15 protein-coding genes are annotated in these 16090 nt (G+C 57.9%); 9 read left to right on the plus strand and 6 right to left on the minus strand.

Annotated features, from left to right (window positions below; all coding sequences use genetic code 11):
• Nucleotides 1–34 precede the first annotated feature (34 nt).
• Both RVM24_RS14050 and RVM24_RS14055 read right to left on the minus strand, forming a co-directional pair.
• Nucleotides 35–1126: a hypothetical protein gene (locus tag RVM24_RS14050; protein ID WP_431474255.1), complete on the minus strand. Its 1092-nt coding sequence runs from the start codon at nucleotides 1124–1126 to the stop codon at nucleotides 35–37.
• A gap of 382 nt (nucleotides 1127–1508) precedes the next feature.
• Entirely contained in the window at nucleotides 1509–3101 is a 1593-nt protein-coding gene (locus RVM24_RS14055; RefSeq protein WP_061330737.1) for an isocitrate lyase, read from the minus strand.
• 309 nt (nucleotides 3102–3410) lie between these two features.
• On the opposite strand from RVM24_RS14055, the gene RVM24_RS14060 reads away from it, so the two are divergent.
• From RVM24_RS14060 to RVM24_RS14075, 4 genes are read left to right on the plus strand one after another with little or no spacing between them, the layout of a single operon-like run.
• Nucleotides 3411–4898: a DUF1538 domain-containing protein gene (locus tag RVM24_RS14060; RefSeq protein ID WP_058092436.1), complete on the plus strand. Its 1488-nt coding sequence runs from the start codon at nucleotides 3411–3413 to the stop codon at nucleotides 4896–4898.
• A complete protein-coding gene (locus RVM24_RS14065; RefSeq protein ID WP_058092435.1) occupies nucleotides 4895–5245 on the plus strand; it encodes a hypothetical protein in 351 nt (116 codons plus the stop codon). Before RVM24_RS14060 ends, RVM24_RS14065 begins: the two co-directional genes overlap by 4 nt.
• Nucleotides 5246–5257: 12 nt before the next feature.
• On the plus strand, nucleotides 5258–5647 hold the full coding sequence (locus RVM24_RS14070) for a CBS domain-containing protein (RefSeq protein WP_058092434.1): 390 nt from the start codon (nucleotides 5258–5260) through the stop codon (nucleotides 5645–5647).
• A gap of 28 nt (nucleotides 5648–5675) precedes the next feature.
• The gene (locus RVM24_RS14075; protein WP_061330738.1) at nucleotides 5676–6047 is read left to right on the plus strand and encodes a P-II family nitrogen regulator; all 372 of its coding nucleotides are present in this window, start codon (nucleotides 5676–5678) and stop codon (nucleotides 6045–6047) included.
• Between the two features lie 6 nt (nucleotides 6048–6053).
• Here RVM24_RS14075 and RVM24_RS14080 read toward each other — a convergent pair whose 3' ends face one another.
• Entirely contained in the window at nucleotides 6054–7997 is a 1944-nt protein-coding gene (locus RVM24_RS14080) for a CASTOR/POLLUX-related putative ion channel (RefSeq protein WP_431474256.1), read from the minus strand.
• A 75-nt stretch (nucleotides 7998–8072) separates the two neighbouring features.
• Between RVM24_RS14080 and RVM24_RS14085 the strand changes: the two genes are divergently transcribed.
• Nucleotides 8073–9314 carry a hypothetical protein gene (locus RVM24_RS14085; protein WP_431474257.1) on the plus strand — a complete coding sequence of 414 codons (1242 nt, stop codon included), beginning with the start codon at nucleotides 8073–8075 and terminating at the stop codon, nucleotides 9312–9314.
• 5 nt (nucleotides 9315–9319) lie between these two features.
• Here RVM24_RS14085 and dauA read toward each other — a convergent pair whose 3' ends face one another.
• Nucleotides 9320–11065, minus strand: a complete 1746-nt coding sequence (dauA, locus tag RVM24_RS14090) for a C4-dicarboxylic acid transporter DauA (protein ID WP_431474258.1) — start codon at nucleotides 11063–11065, stop codon at nucleotides 9320–9322.
• A gap of 90 nt (nucleotides 11066–11155) precedes the next feature.
• On the opposite strand from dauA, the gene RVM24_RS14095 reads away from it, so the two are divergent.
• From RVM24_RS14095 to RVM24_RS14105, 3 genes are read left to right on the plus strand one after another with little or no spacing between them, the layout of a single operon-like run.
• Complete coding sequence (locus tag RVM24_RS14095) at nucleotides 11156–11350, plus strand: CopG family transcriptional regulator (RefSeq protein ID WP_431474259.1); 195 nt, start codon at nucleotides 11156–11158, stop codon at nucleotides 11348–11350.
• 9 nt (nucleotides 11351–11359) lie between these two features.
• Nucleotides 11360–12379, plus strand: coding sequence for a ChaN family lipoprotein (locus tag RVM24_RS14100; RefSeq protein WP_431474260.1), 1020 nt, complete (start codon nucleotides 11360–11362; stop codon nucleotides 12377–12379).
• A gap of 29 nt (nucleotides 12380–12408) precedes the next feature.
• The gene (locus tag RVM24_RS14105; protein ID WP_058092427.1) at nucleotides 12409–13116 is read left to right on the plus strand and encodes an SIMPL domain-containing protein; all 708 of its coding nucleotides are present in this window, start codon (nucleotides 12409–12411) and stop codon (nucleotides 13114–13116) included.
• A 7-nt stretch (nucleotides 13117–13123) separates the two neighbouring features.
• On the opposite strand, the gene RVM24_RS14110 is transcribed toward RVM24_RS14105, so the two are convergent.
• A complete protein-coding gene (locus RVM24_RS14110) occupies nucleotides 13124–14191 on the minus strand; it encodes a beta-N-acetylglucosaminidase domain-containing protein (RefSeq protein ID WP_431474261.1) in 1068 nt (355 codons plus the stop codon).
• Nucleotides 14192–14263: 72 nt separating this feature from the next.
• Here RVM24_RS14110 and RVM24_RS14115 point away from each other — a divergent pair, with 72 nt between their 5' ends.
• Nucleotides 14264–14899, plus strand: coding sequence for an acyltransferase family protein (locus tag RVM24_RS14115; RefSeq protein ID WP_431474262.1), 636 nt, complete (start codon nucleotides 14264–14266; stop codon nucleotides 14897–14899).
• A 14-nt stretch (nucleotides 14900–14913) separates the two neighbouring features.
• Here the strand turns inward: RVM24_RS14115 and RVM24_RS14120 are convergent, their stop codons facing one another.
• Entirely contained in the window at nucleotides 14914–16029 is a 1116-nt protein-coding gene (locus tag RVM24_RS14120; RefSeq protein ID WP_431474263.1) for an SLC13 family permease, read from the minus strand.
• Between the last annotated feature and the right edge of the window lie 61 nt (nucleotides 16030–16090).

The raw sequence follows: 16090 nt of genomic DNA on the forward strand, positions 1-16090 counted from the left end.
GCCCGGTTCAACACCCGGAGCAGCCCTGATTGCCTCAGTTGGTGCCACCACCCGCGTTGAGGTTGGACATCACACTGACGTTGGCCTGAGTCACGCTGCCCACGCCCGCGTTCTGGGCGAAGGCTCCGACACCAGTGAAGTTAGCGGAGCCACCGGAAATCTCATTGGAGGCCCGGGTATCCACATAGGAGCTTTCACCGTTAGCACTGCCGTAGGTGACGTTGGTCCCCGATACAGAGCCATTGAGCTCGGCATCGTTCATGAACACTTCCAGGGACAGATTCAGCGTGGTGGTGCTGTTATCTGAATTGTCGCTGCTGTCGGTGTTGTAGGAATCAGTGGCGTTGGTGGAGTTATCGGAACTGTCACTGTTGCCACTGTCAGCAATTTTGAACGAATCGCTGATGTTGGTGCTGTTGTCGGAATTGTCAGAGTTATCGGAGTTATCCGAATTGTCTGAATGATCCGAGTTATCGGTGTTACCGCTGTCGGCGATCTTGAAGGAATCGCTCACGTTGGTGCTGTTGTCCGAGTTGTCGCTGTTATCCGAGTTATCGGAGTTGTCTGACATGTCGTTACCACTGTCCGCGACTTTGAACGAGTCGCTGACAGTGGTGCTGTTGTCCGAGTTATCGGAGTTATCTGACATGTCGTTGCCGCTGTCTGCGATCTTGAACGAATCGCTGACATTGGTGCTGTTATCCGAATTGTCGGAGTTGTCTGAGTTATCAGACGCATCGGTATTGCCGCTATCGGCAATTTTGAAGGCGTCGGCAACATTGGTGCTGTTGTCCGAATTATCCGAGTTATCGGAATTATTGGAGTTATCCGAATTGTTCGAATTATCGGAGTTGTTTGAATTATCCGACATGTTATTGCCACTGTCGGCAATCTTGAACGAGTCAGACACATCGGTGCTGTTGTCTGAATTGTTCGAGTTATCGGAGTTGTCGGTGGAGTTGTCGTTACCGGAATCCGTGTTTCCGGAATAGTTGGTGTTGGCAGAGGAATTGTCATTGGCGTTGTTGTTGGGGTCGCCGTCTCCTCCCTGTTGTGCCATAGCGTAACCGGAGATACCCATGCTCATGGCGATGGCAGCTGCTAGCAGACTTTTCTTGGTATTCATGATGTCATTTCCTTTGAGTTTGTTGGCTTTGAGGAATCCGACCCAACCCGCCAGCAACCGGGTAAGCCAAGGTCCAGACCCGCTCATGTATTGGAGCGATTACCGTGCCAATCTTACCAAGTAGCTGTTATCTATCTGACTTATATAGATTTTCAGGAGCGATGCTGCTCGGCACCAGAGCGAACACCATGACGACCTGTTCCATTACTGAAACAGCAGGTTTTAACGACACTTGGACAAACAAAAAAGAAAGGCGGGGAATCAGGCAGATAGCCAAAATCAGACGTGTTAAAAAAAACAAAACCCCGCAAAGCAAAAGCCTTGCGGGGTCTCTGGTAGCTGGCAGGCACCGCGTGCCTGCCGGACAACCGGAACCGGTCGATTAACCGAACTGGTTCATGGTGTTGTCTTTACCACCGGCCTTCAGAGCCGCTTCACCAGCGAAGAACTCTTTGTGGTCATCACCGATGTTGGAACCGGCCATGTCCTGGTGCTTCACAGTGGCGATGCCCTGACGGATTTCCTTGCGCTGAACACCTTCAACGTAGGCCAGCATGCCTTCGTCACCGAAGTAGCCCTTGGCCAGGTTGTCGGTAGACAGAGCCGCAGTGTGGTACGTCGGCAGGGTGATCAGGTGGTGGAACACACCCGCTTCACGGGACGCATCACGCTGGAAGTTACGGCACCACTCGTCAGCCAGCTGGCCCAGCTCAGTGTTGTCGTACTCGGCGCTCATCAGCTTGGCGCGGTCGTAAGCAGATACATCCTTGCCTTCTTCCTTCATGGCATCGAATACCTGCTGACGGAAGTTCAGGGTCCAGTTGAAGGACGGGCTGTTGTTGTAAACCAGCTTGGCGTCGGGCACTACTTCCTTGATGCGGTTAACCATGGCAGCGATCTGACCAACGTGCGGCTTCTCGGTTTCGATCCACAGCATGTCTGCGCCGTTCTGCAGGCTGGTGATACAGTCCAGAACAACACGGTCTTCGCCGGAGCCAGGCTTGAAGCAGAACAGGCCAGAGGCCAGACGCTTCGGCTTCAGCAGCTTGCCGTTGGACTTGATCACAACGTCGCCGTTCTCGATCTGGGAAGCGTCTTCGATGTACTCGCCGTCCAGGAAGCTGTTGTACTGGTCACCCAGGTCACCCGGCTCGTTGGTAACAGCGATCTGCTTGGTCAGGCCAGCACCCAGGGAGTCAGTACGGGCAACGATCACGCCGTCGTCCACACCCAGTTCCAGGAACGCCAGACGAACCGCGTTGATCTTGGACAGGAAGTCGGCGTGGGGAACGGTTACTTTACCGTCCTGGTGGCCACACTGCTTCTCGTCAGATACCTGGTTCTCGATCTGGATACAGCAAGCACCGGCTTCGATCATCTGCTTAGCCAGCAGGTAGGTCGCTTCTGCGTTACCGAAACCAGCATCGATGTCGGCAATGATCGGCACAACGTGAGTTTCGTGGTTGTCGATCTGCTTGATCAGCTCGGCCGCCTTGGCGGTGTCGCCGGCGTTCTCAGCTTCTTCCAGGGCACGGAACAGGTGGTTCAGTTCCCATGCGTCAGCCTGGCGCAGGAAGGTGTACAGCTCTTCGATCAGGCCAGAAACCGCAGTCTTCTCGTGCATGGACTGGTCAGGCAGCGGGCCGAACTCGGAACGCAGGGCAGCAACCATCCAGCCAGACAGGTACAGGTAACGACGCTTGGTGGTACCGAAGTGCTTCTTGATGGAGATCAGCTTCTGCTGGCCGATGAAACCGTGCCAGCAACCCAGAGACTGGGTGTACTGGGAAGAATCGGCGTCGTAAGCAGCCATGTCTTCGCGCATGATCTTGGCGGTGTACTTGGCGATGTCCAGACCAGTCTTGAATTTGTTCTGGGCGCGCATGCGGGCAGCGTGCTTCGGGTTGATAGCATTCCAGGTCGGGTTCTGCTTCAGGATGGAAGCAATCTGGTCGACGTCTTGTGCGTAGGGCATGGTCTCTATCCTTTCTACGTTAGTGTTCAAAAGGGTCGGAAACGCTGCTGCCAGCAGCCTCCGGAGCCAACCGCCTGCTCATACAACCCGGCAGGGGATGACGTTGGGCGTAACTTTAGTGCTTTCCGATTTATAATTGAAATTTATATGGTGTATTTTCGGCATTTTTCTGGTGAATACCAAAAATGGATAAGCCGGTAGACCAGAGCCGTTCTTGAGCCCGGTCATTTTGGCCACGCTATAACATGCTATGATTCAGCCACTTGATTAATATCACGCCCCGGCGACGACGGGTAACAGAGGTATCCGGTGTTCTACATCCGCGCTTTCGGCCACTCGCTGCTGCACGCACTGAAGAATCTGTTTCCGATTATTGCGGTGGTTGTGTTCTTCCAGTTGGTCGTACTTCAGCAGATGCCGGACAATACACTCAGCATGGCCATTGGCCTGCTGATTGTTGCTGCCGGTGTCGCCCTGTTCCTTCAGGGCCTTGAGCTGTCTATTTTCCCGGTGGGCAAAAGCCTGTCCAACCAGTTTGCCAAGCGGGGGTCGGTACCTATCCTGCTCTCGTTTGGTTTCGCCATGGGTTTCTCCGCCGTGGTGGCAGAGCCCGCCCTGATTGCCGTAGCCCAACAGGCCCAGGAGATCAGCGAAGGCAAGATTGACGCTCTCACCCTCCGGCTTCTGGTCGCCACGTCGGTTGGCGTGGTGATCGCCCTCGGCGTGTTCCGGACCATCTTCGGCTACCCGCTGCACTGGTTCATGATCATCGGTTACATCACCGTGGTCATCGTCACCTGGTTCGCTCCGGAAGAAATTGTCGGGCTGGCCTACGACTCCGGTGGAGTCACCACCAACATTGTTACCGTGCCCCTTATTGCTGCCCTGGGCATCGGCCTGGCCGCTTCCATTCGGGGCCGCAATCCGCTCACCGATGGCTTTGGCCTGGTGGCCCTGGCGGTCATGGTGCCCATGATTACCGTGCAACTCTACGGCATCGTGGTTTACAGCGGCGGCGTATCCGACGAAGCGGGCCCCATGCTCCTGCAGGACGAAGGCGAAGCCATCTCCGGCGCCCTGAAAATGCTGTTGGAGCTGGCGGAGATGTTCCGGGACGTGCTGCCCATCATCCTAACCATTCTGTTCTTCCAGTACATCGTCCTGCGCCGGGGCTTGTCCAATCCGCCGAAGATCCTGTTCGGATTTTTGTTGGTTATTCTGGGCCTGTATGCCTTTGTCGTCGGCCTCAAGATGGGCCTGTTCCCGATTGGCACCAGCATGGCGGAGCAGCTGATTGAGCTCGAGAGGTTCGGCTTCATCTATCTGTTCGCCTTTATGATCGGATTTGCCACCACCATGGCCGAGCCGGCCCTGCTCGCTGTGGGCAAGCAGGCCGAAGAGGCCGCCTCCGGGCGGATCAACGGTAATGCCATTCGCATTCTGGTTGCCCTGGGCGTGGCCGTTGGCATCAGCATCGGGGTGCACCGGATCATTGTTGGCGGCTCCATGCATTACTACATTATGGGTGGCTACACGGTAGTCATCATCCTGACCGCCCTGGCCCCGAAATATATCGTGGCCCTGGCCTACGATCTGGGCGGGGTGACCACCTCCGAGGTGACCGTGCCCCTGGTGACCGCCCTCGGCATTGGCCTGGCCACCAATATCGAGGGCCGGAGTGTGTTGATTGATGGCTTCGGCCTGATTGCTTTCGCTTCTATCTTTCCTATTGTTACGGTGATGCTCTACGCCATTGTCATGCAATGGCTGACAGACCGCAGAGAGGTGCGACCATGAAATTTTCCGTTCTCGTAGCCATTGTTCCGGAAGACCAGGAACAGGAATGCATAGATGCCGCCCGCGATCTGGGCGCCGGCGGCATTACCGTGCTTTCCGGCCGGGGCATCAGCAACACGGCCAAGAAGACCTTCTTTGGCCTGACCTACGACGGCAGCCAGAGTGTGCTGGTGATGGTTCTGGAAAAGGGCCTGTCCTTGCAGATACTCAAATCCATTCAAAAACTTTTGATGCCGGCGGAAAACGATTCCCAGGGACTGGTATTCACCCTGCCGCTGGAACACCTGGGCGGCATTGATATGTCCCAGTTCCAGAAGTTTGAACAGCATCTGAAAGAAAATATCTAAGGAGCACCGGAGATGAAACTGGTCAAAGAGGTCATGGTTACCGACGTGGTTTGTGTTTCCCCCTTCGCCAAGCTGCGGGAAGCCCTGAGCCTGATGAAGAAGCATAACGTGAAATCCCTGGTGGTCGAGAAACAGCACCCAAATGATGCCTACGGCCTGATTACCTACACCAATGTGCTCAAGACCGTTGTTGCCGAAGAAGGTGACATTGACCTGCTGAACGTTTATGACGCCTGCGCCAAGCCGGCAATCTCGGTCGGGAAAAGTCTCGCTGTTCGCCAGGTCGCTAGCCTGATGACCGAACACCGGGTGAAACGCATCCTGGTACTGGAAGACAATGACCTGCTCGGCTTTGTCACCATGGACGACATTATGGCGGTGTTGCTTGAACAGGTTGAATAGCCTCTGAAACAAGTCACTGGAGAGCACCATGGAATTCAAGTTGCTGATGGTTTTTGTCGATGAGGACAAAACCGATAAGGTACTGGACGCCTCCCGGGAAGCAGGAGCAACCGGAGCTACCATTATTACCAATGCCCGAGGCCAGGGCCTGAAGAAAACCCTGGGTATTTTCGGACTGGAAATACTGGACCCGAGAGATGTACTGCTGATTCTCGTAGAAAGCCGCCGGGTTGACCCTGTGCTGGCGGCTGTCCGCAATGCCGGCAAACTGGATGAAAGCCTTAGTACCGGCATCGCGCTGGTCATCGATATTGAGCAGGCGGTGGGTTTGAGCGATCACGTCAAGTCACTGGCCCAAAAAGTCCCCCCCGGTCCGGACCACAAAGTCGGTGCCACCTGAACCCGTTCAGCTGGTTCCCAACACCACGATCCGGTCTTGTGGCTGCAGCTCCAGGAACTGTTTTCGTGGCGGATTCAGCTGAAGGTGCCGCCCCAATTCATTAGCCTTTGCACGATAAACGCCCAGGGCAACATCACCGCTGGCGGCGACAATTTTTTCCAGCAGCTGAAAATCCGCGCTCGCCGGCAACGGGTAATCGTGGGGATCGCGAAACTGAATCTCGGCACCACCCACAGTAAACAACTCATCCAACACTACCCGGAGTTCGCGACGCAGGGCTACCTGAGCCAGAACGTGGCTCAGGATCATCGGGCTGATCAGCATCTCACTCTGGTGGCCATAGAGCAGCTGGCGGTTGTTGGGATCACTCAACTCCATGATTACCTGCGGGCGCCGGGGCGACTCGGCCAGAATCTCTTCCAGCTGCAGGTAACCAACCATGGCCCTGGCATCGGCCTCTTCCCCGGAACCAAGGCGGTCACTGCTCAGCAGAATGACCGTATCATAGCTGGCCGGGCTCAGTTTTCTCAGATCGTCTTCCACCATATAGTCAGCTTCAAGCAACTGACCATCGATGGCTTCCAGATCAACACCATAGCGCGCAATTTCTCGCTGGCGTTCTCTTAACGGGGTGGCAGACACCATATCCAGCTTGAAATTGCGCCCTTTATAACTGCTAATCTCAGCGACCAGGCTCGAAACCCGACGGTTCCAGCCTAAAACAAGTACCCTGTGAACCCCCGAACCGTCAGTCAAGTGGGGGCGTGCGGTTCCCCTTTTAATAACGGGCAGTGGTTCAGCTTTTGGGTCTGCCGCCGTATGCTCGTAATCACTGGCCAACAGCACCACACGATCTTCACAGCGAATCATCGTGTCTGATGATGCCAGCAAGTTGACCGTCCAGCCGCTGCCGGCGGGCTGCAACAAGCCAAGGACAATGGCATTCGGGCGCCGGGCAGCCAGTTCGCCCAGGCTCAACCCTTCGGCGGTTTCACCGCCCCGGACAAAAATTTCACTGCCTTCTCCCGCGGTTAGCAGTTCGTTATAGACCTCAGAAAGATGGGGATGCAGTACGTTCTGCACCATCAACCTGCTGATGGTGACATCGCCGGCCACCACCTCTACCGCCCCCGGATAGGCACGTTCAATCACCGACAGTTTGCGCATGTCCTGTATCTCAGCCACGACAAACGGAAGGGGGGCGTTCAGATGACGAGCCTGCGCAGCGATGGACAACAGCGCCTTGACGGTTTCTACGTCTGACGTCACCAGACTTCCGGCATCGTGAACCTGGCTTGGCACAATCACCGCAGCGGCATCCAGACAGGCTACCCGGTGCAAGGCGTCCGGCTGGATGGCCGAGCCACTGCGAAGAATCACCTCCCGGGCCCGGCGCCCAACACCGGGCTCATTCCCCAGCTCGTGAGCCTGCTCTGCACTGGCTTCTTCGGCCAGAACTACCAACCGTAACTTCTGTGTGTCGTGCTTCTCCAGAAAACGCTGCATCCGACCGGTAGAGCTGAACAGCTCAGCCACCAGTGGCGGCGTTTGAGCTGTCCAGCCAAGCACTACAAAGTGGTTCTTCAGGGTGACTGGTGTCAGGCCCCGCTCCAGCTCTTCCATCTTCGCAATCAACCAGCGGGTCAGGATGGCCACCAGGGTACCCATAAACACCACGTAACCGAGCACGGTCAGCAATGTGGAGACCACCCGTTGCCAGGTACCCACATCGTCGCCCAGATAACCCGGGTCGGTCAGCCTCAGAAACGCCCACCAGACAGCCGAGCCCGGGTCGTCGAACTCTCCCCCCTGGGGCACCACAAGCATCCCGCCGATCAGCGAAATAAGCCCAATAAAGAAGCCGACAACCAGTAACTGGAATCCAGCCCCTTTGACAAGTTGGCGCTCGACAATGAACTTCAGACGGTCAACAACCCGGAATGGCAACATGGGGGTCCTTTTTTGCGAATCATCAGTGTTGGACATAGGATAGAACAAAGCCTGTCAGGAAGGTGACCTCAATCCATGACAACAACTTCAACCCGAAGCCCTGCCTCCCGTCGGATGATCCTGGCACTGGCAATCACCCTCTCCGGCACCGCAAGCGCCAGCAATGCTCATATCCCGCAACCCTGGAGGTCCGATGCAGTGGTACTGGGCCGGGATGAAGCCTATGACACCGAGCGCTTCCTTCACGAGCTGACGTTTGATCACCGTCAGGCGTTACCGACCGCCATGGACAACGGCGTCCGTGGTACCGGCGGCAGTGTCAGCAGCCGCCGGCTGTATTTCGACTTCCGCTACCGCCAGGATTTCGGGTTTCGCGATGATCAGAACGGCTTTCTGCTCGATATCCAGCGGGCGGAGGATCTGGACGGTCCCTATCAGCGGCAGTTGGTAGGCTTCCGCCAGAGCATTGGCAAGCGCACAGAAGTGTGGCTGCAAGGCGATGTGTTCTCCGACAAAGCGGAATCGGACATTTATCTTAGCGCGCGCCATCACCTCGACAGCCAGAGCTGGCTGCACGCCTCTGTGATACTACCGGATTACTACTTCAACGAAAAAACCGATACCGCCGACCGATTCAGCAAAAAGCCGCAGTCCTATTTTCTGCAGTGGCATCACCAAGGATCCTCTGCCGTGGAGGGTACGACAGTATCGCTAAACCTGTCCCCCGATTCCCGGTTCATCAGCCAGCGCCAGGAACTGGCCGTCAGCAACGAAACCCAGCGCGGGGCCATCAGCCACCGTCAGCAAACCGGAGACTGGCTGATCGGGTTGCACCTGGAAGGTGAGCGCACACGGCGAGATTACACGCTACAGCGGAGCGATGAAAACAGGGCCACCGGATTCGAGCGGGATCACCTGAAGGCCCGGGGCTCCGCCACCCTGGTGCCGCACCGCCTCTCCCCCACGGTTGGAGTGGCCTGGCTGCAACTGGACGAAACCGGATATTTCGGCCGAGAGCTGAACGATGAGGGACGTATTCGGCGCCGGGAACCCACGGTCTTTGCCGAGATCACCCTGAGCGCCAGCCAGAACACCAGCATCAGCCCGGGCATTTATCTGAGTGCGCCCGAGATCCGGCAAACGTTTGAACAGGAGGAGGAACAACGCCGGCACACCGGCTTTACCGGCAAGCTGGCCGTGCCTCTTGAAACCCGACTGAGCGCCAGCAACCAGGCCGTATTAACCCTGAACCCCACCTTCTACCTGCACAAATTCGGGTTTGGCGGCGGCAACCTGCAGTTGCACTGGCCGCTGTAAGCGGATCAGACCATCTGCGGGGCACTGCGGCGGGCACTGAGGGTTTCAAGAGCCGAGGCCAGCGATGGATAAAAACTGCTGACGCCGGGTTCCGGCTTCAGCCCTGCCCGAGCCAAGGCCCGGAGGGGCTGAAACTGAAGGTCAGCGATCATGATTTCGGTGCCGTTTTTCCGGCACTGGTCAATCAGTTTGTTCAACGCCGCCAGGCCGCCGGCATCCAGCACGGTCACGCCATCCATATACAACACAAAGCCGCGGGTTTCCCGGGACAAATCCGCCAGCTCACCAAAAACCCGGTCAGCGGCAGCAAAGAACAGCGGGCCGTTGATCTTGAATACCCGCCAGCCTTTCGGCAGCCCGGCCTGCACTACCCGTTTGTTATCGCTGATGTCTGTCACCTTGGTCATCTGAGCCATTTCACGCATGAACAGCACGGCCGCCAGTAACACACCGGTAGTAATGGCAATGACCATGTCCAACGCGACGGTCAGACCAAAACAGGTCAAAAACACCAGCACATCGCTGCGCGGTGCGGTTTTCAGCAAATGCACGGCCTTGGGGGCCTCGCTCATGTTCCAGGCTACCATGATCAGCAGCGCAGCCATGGCCGGCATGGGCAGGTAAGCCAGAATGCCCGCCAGTGACACCAGCGCCAGCAACACCACCAGGGCATGCACCATGGCGGCCACCGGTGACTGGGCCCCGGCCCGATAGTTGGCAGCTGAGCGGGCAATGGCGGCGGTGGCGGTAATACCGCCGAAAAACGGCACCACAATGTTGCCGATGCCCTGCCCCATCAGTTCGCTGTTGGCGCTGTGGCGCTTGCCAGTCATGCCATCCAGCACCACAGCACACAGCAAGGATTCAATGGCCCCGAGCATGGCAATGGCAAAGGCCGCCGGCAGCAACTCGCGCACCATATTCCAGGACAGGCCTACCGGCTCGCCCTGGGCATTCAGTTGCTGCCAGGGCCAGGCAAATTCGGGAAGGAAGGGGGGAATGCCGGCTCCGGTACTGCCATCGGGCAACAGGTAACTGAACCGGGAACCGATGGTTTCTATCGCAGCCCCATTGGCATTGAACCAGATCGCCAGCAGGCTGCCGATAATCACCGCAGGCAAATGCGGCGGCACCGGCGTTTTCAGCCTGGGCCAGAGCAACATAACCGCCAGGGTAATGGCGGCGATCAGCGTGCTCATGGAATCCAGCGCCGGTAACTGCTGGGCCAGCACCGCCAGCTTGTCCCAGTAATACTCCGGCATGGTCTCTACCGACAGGCCGAAAAAGTCTTTCACCTGCAGGGTGGCGATCACCACCGCAATACCGCCGGTGAACCCCAGGGTGACGGATTCCGGGATATACTCGATAAAACGGCCCAGGCGCATCACCGCCATAATCACCAGCAACACCCCGGACATCAGCGTGGCCAGCAGCAGGCCACCCAGGCCGTAGCTTTGGGCAATGGGGTACAGAATAACCACGAACGCCGCCGTGGGGCCGGAGATGCTGTACCGGCTGCCGCCAAACAGGGCGATCACAAAGCCGGCGATAAAAGCGGTATACAGGCCATACTGGGGGGCAACGCCACTGGCAATGGCCAGCGCCATGGCCAGGGGGATGGCAATAATACCGACAGTGACGCCGGCCATCAGGTCTTTCAGGAAGCGGCCGCCGGTGTAACGCTCATCCACACAGGCTTCACGGAAGGCGTGGGCAATCCTCAGAGAAAACAGATGAGCGCGGTGCGACATGAGGCACTTCCCGGTTGCGGCGATAGCTTAGTCATTATATGCTCATGACGATTACATTCAATGTTAACCTGATTAACATAAATGAGCGCCATGACAATGCCCAAAGAAAACCGCACCGCCCGACTGACACTGCTGATCGACCCCGAGAAAAAGGCCGCCTTCGAGAAACTGTGCAAAGCAGAGGATGTCACTCCGTCACAGAAAGTCCGCCAGTTTATCCGCGAATACGTCGAGCAGAGACTGGGCGAAGACTGGCGGGAACGGCGCACCGACAAACCTGACTGAGCATTGCCCATGGCCGCACCCAAACGCTTTCGTACCCCTGTTCTGGCGTTCAGCCTGGCGCTGACAACCGGTTGTGCCCAGCTGCCCAAACCGTCCGGCACAGAGCCAGCGCAACCACAAACCCTGTATGACAGCGTACTGTTCGACAGCCAATCAAGCCAGCCGGTCACTATCGACAGTCTGGCCCGCGCACTGGCCAGCACCGATGTGGTGGTGATTGGCGAATATCATGGCCACCAGGCCTCACACCTTCTGCAGGCCCGGTTACAGCAACGGCTTTACCAACAGCGTCCGCGCCAGGTGCTGACCCTGGAGCAGTTCAACCTGGATTATCAGCCGGCGCTGGACAGTTATCTGGCGGGCATCACCGGCGAAACCGAAATGATCGAAGACGCCAATGCCTGGGACAACTACCGGGCTTCTTACCGGCCGCTGGTGGAATTTGCCCGGCGCCATGATCTTCCCGTTGTTGCCGCCAATGCCCCTGCCGATGTGGTCCGCTGTGTGGGCCGCACCGGCCCGGGCTATCTCGAACGTTTGCCCACCGACCAGCGGCAAACGCTGCCTGAGCAGCCGTTCCGGGACACCCCCGCCTACCGGGAAAAGTTTGTCGAGGCCATCAGCGGCAGCCACGGCCAGGGCGATCCCTCCATGGCCGAGCGCATGGATAACACCTACAACGCCCAACTACTGCGCGACAACACCATGGCCATGCGCATCCTGCAAGCCCATCAACAACACCCGGACCACCAGGTAGTGCACCTGACAGGCACCTTCCACAGTGAGCAGGGGCTGGGCACCGTGGCGTTGCTCAAACAACAGGCGCCGGAGCTTTCTGTGGTGGTGATCAGCCCGGTGTTCTGGCCAGACGAGGAACGACAAGCACCGTTGGCCGGCAACCTCGACAAGGGCGATTACCTGTATCTGATCCAACCTCTGCCGCCGGAATTCCGGGACACGGATCGGCAGCAGAACGCCATGCGGGAACGTTTTAGCAGTGGACCAGAGATCCAGTGCATCACAGAATAGGCACGTTGATTCACACAAGGGACTGAACCATGAAAGTTGTTGTTGCCATTATCCTGGGCATAAGCCTTATTCTCTCTGCATCGTTGTTGAAAGAAGGGCTCACCGGCCTGAAAACGTCGGACCGATACGTCACCGTCAAAGGCGTGGCCGAGCGGGAGGTGCAGGCCGATCTGGCACTCTGGCCGATCCGTTTTGTAGCCACGGGTAACACCCTGGAACAAGCCCAGGAAAGAGCACGCAGTAGCCGCGAAGCCATCTATGCGTTTCTGGAGTTACAGGCGATCGACAAAAATGCCGTTGAGCTGCAACGGCTGGATGTCACCGACACCCGCGCCAACCCCTATCAGGGCGAGGGCGAACAGAAGTTCATCATCAACCAGACCTTAATGGTGCGCAGCACCCAGATAGACCGCATTCGCCAGGCGGCCCAAAACGTCAGTGAACTGGTGGATTCCGGCGTACTGCTAACCACCGACTACGGCCCCGGCGGCCCCACTTACCTGTTCAGTGGCCTGAACGACATCAAGCCGGCGATGATCGCCGAAGCCACCGCCTCCGCGCGGGAAGCTGCCCAGCAGTTCGCCCGGGATGCCAACGCCAGTGTTGGCGGTTTGCGCCGGGCCAATCAGGGGGTGTTCCAGATTCTGGCCCGGGACCAGGCACCGGGGATTTCTGAGCAACAGCAGCCGGTGAAAACTGTGCGGGTGGTGTCCACCGTCGACTATTACCTGGAGTAATACCCGGCTACTGGGTTTGCACCATCTCGTCCGTCACCTGATAGTCACCGGCCAGCCAGCGCAGGATCTCGTTGGCGGCCGGGTGATCAAAAGCATCGTAGGTGTGGATCAGTGCCTGCCTCTTTTCGTCACTGATCCGCTCCAGCCCGGCATCCTGCAGCACCAGCAGATCGGTTTGAAGCTGATTGGCAAGGTCTACCCCCAACAGTTCCCGGGCGGCATGATGAAACGCCTGGCCATACTGATAGTTCGGCCCCTGCCGGTAAGATTCCGCGAGGGTGAGCGCGGGTATCGCCGTCAACGCCGGCTGTAATGCCGGATTGATGGCGTGGCCGGCCAGATGTGCTGCATTGTTCGCGGGGCGGCCGGTAAAGGCCCGCAGGTGCAGATGCCGGGACATCCGGTCACCATCATTCACCGGGTAGTTATCCCACAGCACCGGTTTGCGGCCCAGGCGATCGCCCACCCGCTTCAGGTGACCCGGTGAAATCTCCCGGGAACAGACTTCCTCTCCGGTCCAGAACACCCGCACGTCTTTTGGCAATTCCGCGCCCAGGGTTTCCAGGTAATCCGCGGGGCGCTCACCAAATACCCGGTCGAGCACCGGATCGTCGGAATAGTAGGTGGGGCACATGCTAATGGTGGTGGCCTTGGTGTTATCCCGAATCCAGCGGACAATCTCGGCCTGGGTGCGGGCCAGCTCCGGCACTTCAGAGCGCATGTCATCAAACAGGATGGCCAACTCCTGAATCCCCACCCGGTCTAGCATCCGGAGCTTGGCTGCCAGCGCTTCCCGGGCGGCGTCATCAAACCGGTTGAAAATCTCGAACGGGCTCAGGCCTACCCCGAAACGTACCCCCTCACGGCGGCACAAACGGGCAAAAGCCTCCAGCTCGGCCGCCTGGTCTGCCGGATGGGATTCCTGCCAGCGACGGCGCAGGTAGGAGTCCGCCTTCGGGGCGTACAGGTAGAAGCTGTAACCATGTGCGGCCAGCGAGGTCATCAGTCGCCCCCGCTCTGCCCAACTCCACATTGGGCCATAGAAACCTTCAATAACACCCAGCTCTACTGTCATGACCTGCTCGCTCCCTGATTACTGCATTCACTCATCGTATCCTCAAGTGTACTCCGGATCGGGCGAATCACCATGAACGAAACGTCAGTGGCCGGAAAGGCAATCGTATACTCTGGCGATTGGCGCAGGATTCGGACGGTACTCTGGGCCTGGGTGCTGGTCAGTTATGCCGGCGTTATCTGGTGGAAGGCCATTCCGGATGCCCTGGACTTTCTGCTCAAAGACCTTCTGTTCGTGCGCTACGCGCCACTGTTTATCAGCGGTATGCTGATTTACCAGATCTACCGTGACCGGCGCTTACCCGCCATCGACACTGTACTGCTGGTCCTGAGCATCGGCCATTGTCTGGTCGCCTACAAAGCGCCGTTCAATATCTTCGTGCTGGCCTGCTACGGCATTTTCGCGCTGGCGGTCGCAGGCTACCTGAATGTCCTGTCACGCCCAAGCCTGCTCTGGCTGGGAAGCATTTCCTATACGCTGTACCTGGTTCATCAGAACATTGGCTATGGGCTGATCAACCTGGCCTATCAGGCGGGCCTTCCGGGACAACTGGGGGTGGTGCTGGCACTGGCGGTGGCGATTGCCCTGGCCGCCGTCCTGCACTACGGCATCGAGAAGCCAGCCCTGGCTTATTACCGGCAATGGCGCGCCAACCGCGTGACACCGGCCACCCTAACGGTCAGTGCGACGGAGCGCCCTCAAGAATGATTTCGACGCGGCGATCAGCCGGGCCCGATCAGGAAAACCGCTGACAGAACTCCCAAAGCAAGTGCCGGCATGGACCAGACATGGAACGCCAACCACAAGCCCTGCACCCGAGCCAGCCGCAAGGCGATCAGGTTGGCCAGCGACCCGATAGCCAGGCCGAACCCGCCCACGGACACACCCCAGGCTAACGCTTGCCAATCATCGGTGAACGGCGCGAGAAAAATCGCCGCAGGAACGTTCGACATCACCTGGGACATCAGGACAGAGGCAGTCAGCACCCCTCCGGGCATGGCCAGCAACCACTCCACAAAAGCATGAGCCGCTGGCAAGGTGGCCAACAACCCGAGGTTCACAAACATCAGCAGGAACACTAACAGCAGCAACCAGTCGACACCCCGCAGGACCGACCGGTATACCAGCCCATACAACACCAATATCACCAGCGCGGCGGCGATTACGCCACCCGCCTCAGCCGCCAGAATGAACGCCGGGTACAAGAGGCCAGACACCAACAACAGCCTTGGTTTAGCCAGCCTGGCCACCAGGCTGACGCAGACAGGCCTCGATGGAAACGCCAGGGCTGTCGCCAACCCCAGCGACAACGACAACAAAAGCACCAGCGGCAGCATCGCGCTGACAAATTCGATGAACCCCAACTCCCAGGTTTGCCAGATAAACAGGTTCTGGGGGTTACCGATGGGGGTCAGTGCCGAGCCCACATTCACCGCCAGGGCCTGGAAGATCACCAGCCGGCCCAGAGGAATTTTGACAACCGACGACAGTGCTACGGTCAGCGGCACCACAATGAACAGGGTAACGTCGTTGGTGACCACCGCCGACAACACCATTGAAAAGCCCACCAACGCCAGAGCCAGGGCACGTTCGGTGCGGAATCGCGCTACCAGCCAGACCCCGGCAAGCGCCAGGGCTCCGCTGTCTTCCAGCCCTCGACTCAGTACCAGGAACCCGGTCAACGCTGCCAGAGTTTGCCAATGAACCAGTTCAACCAACTCATTCAGCTCTGGCGAGGTGAACCACAACAAGGGCAAAAGCGACAGCACCAACGCCAATAACAGGTAATCTTCCGTCAGCCGGGTCAGCAAAAAACGAAAAGGTTCTGAAGGATTCATCAAGCTCCTGATCCCGATCAAAAGACCGCCAACATGGAAGGTGGAAAATATCGTCTAGACT

The organism is Marinobacter sp. KM021 (genome assembly GCF_050707965.1).
In the GTDB taxonomy this organism is placed as follows: domain Bacteria; phylum Pseudomonadota; class Gammaproteobacteria; order Pseudomonadales; family Oleiphilaceae; genus Marinobacter; species Marinobacter shengliensis.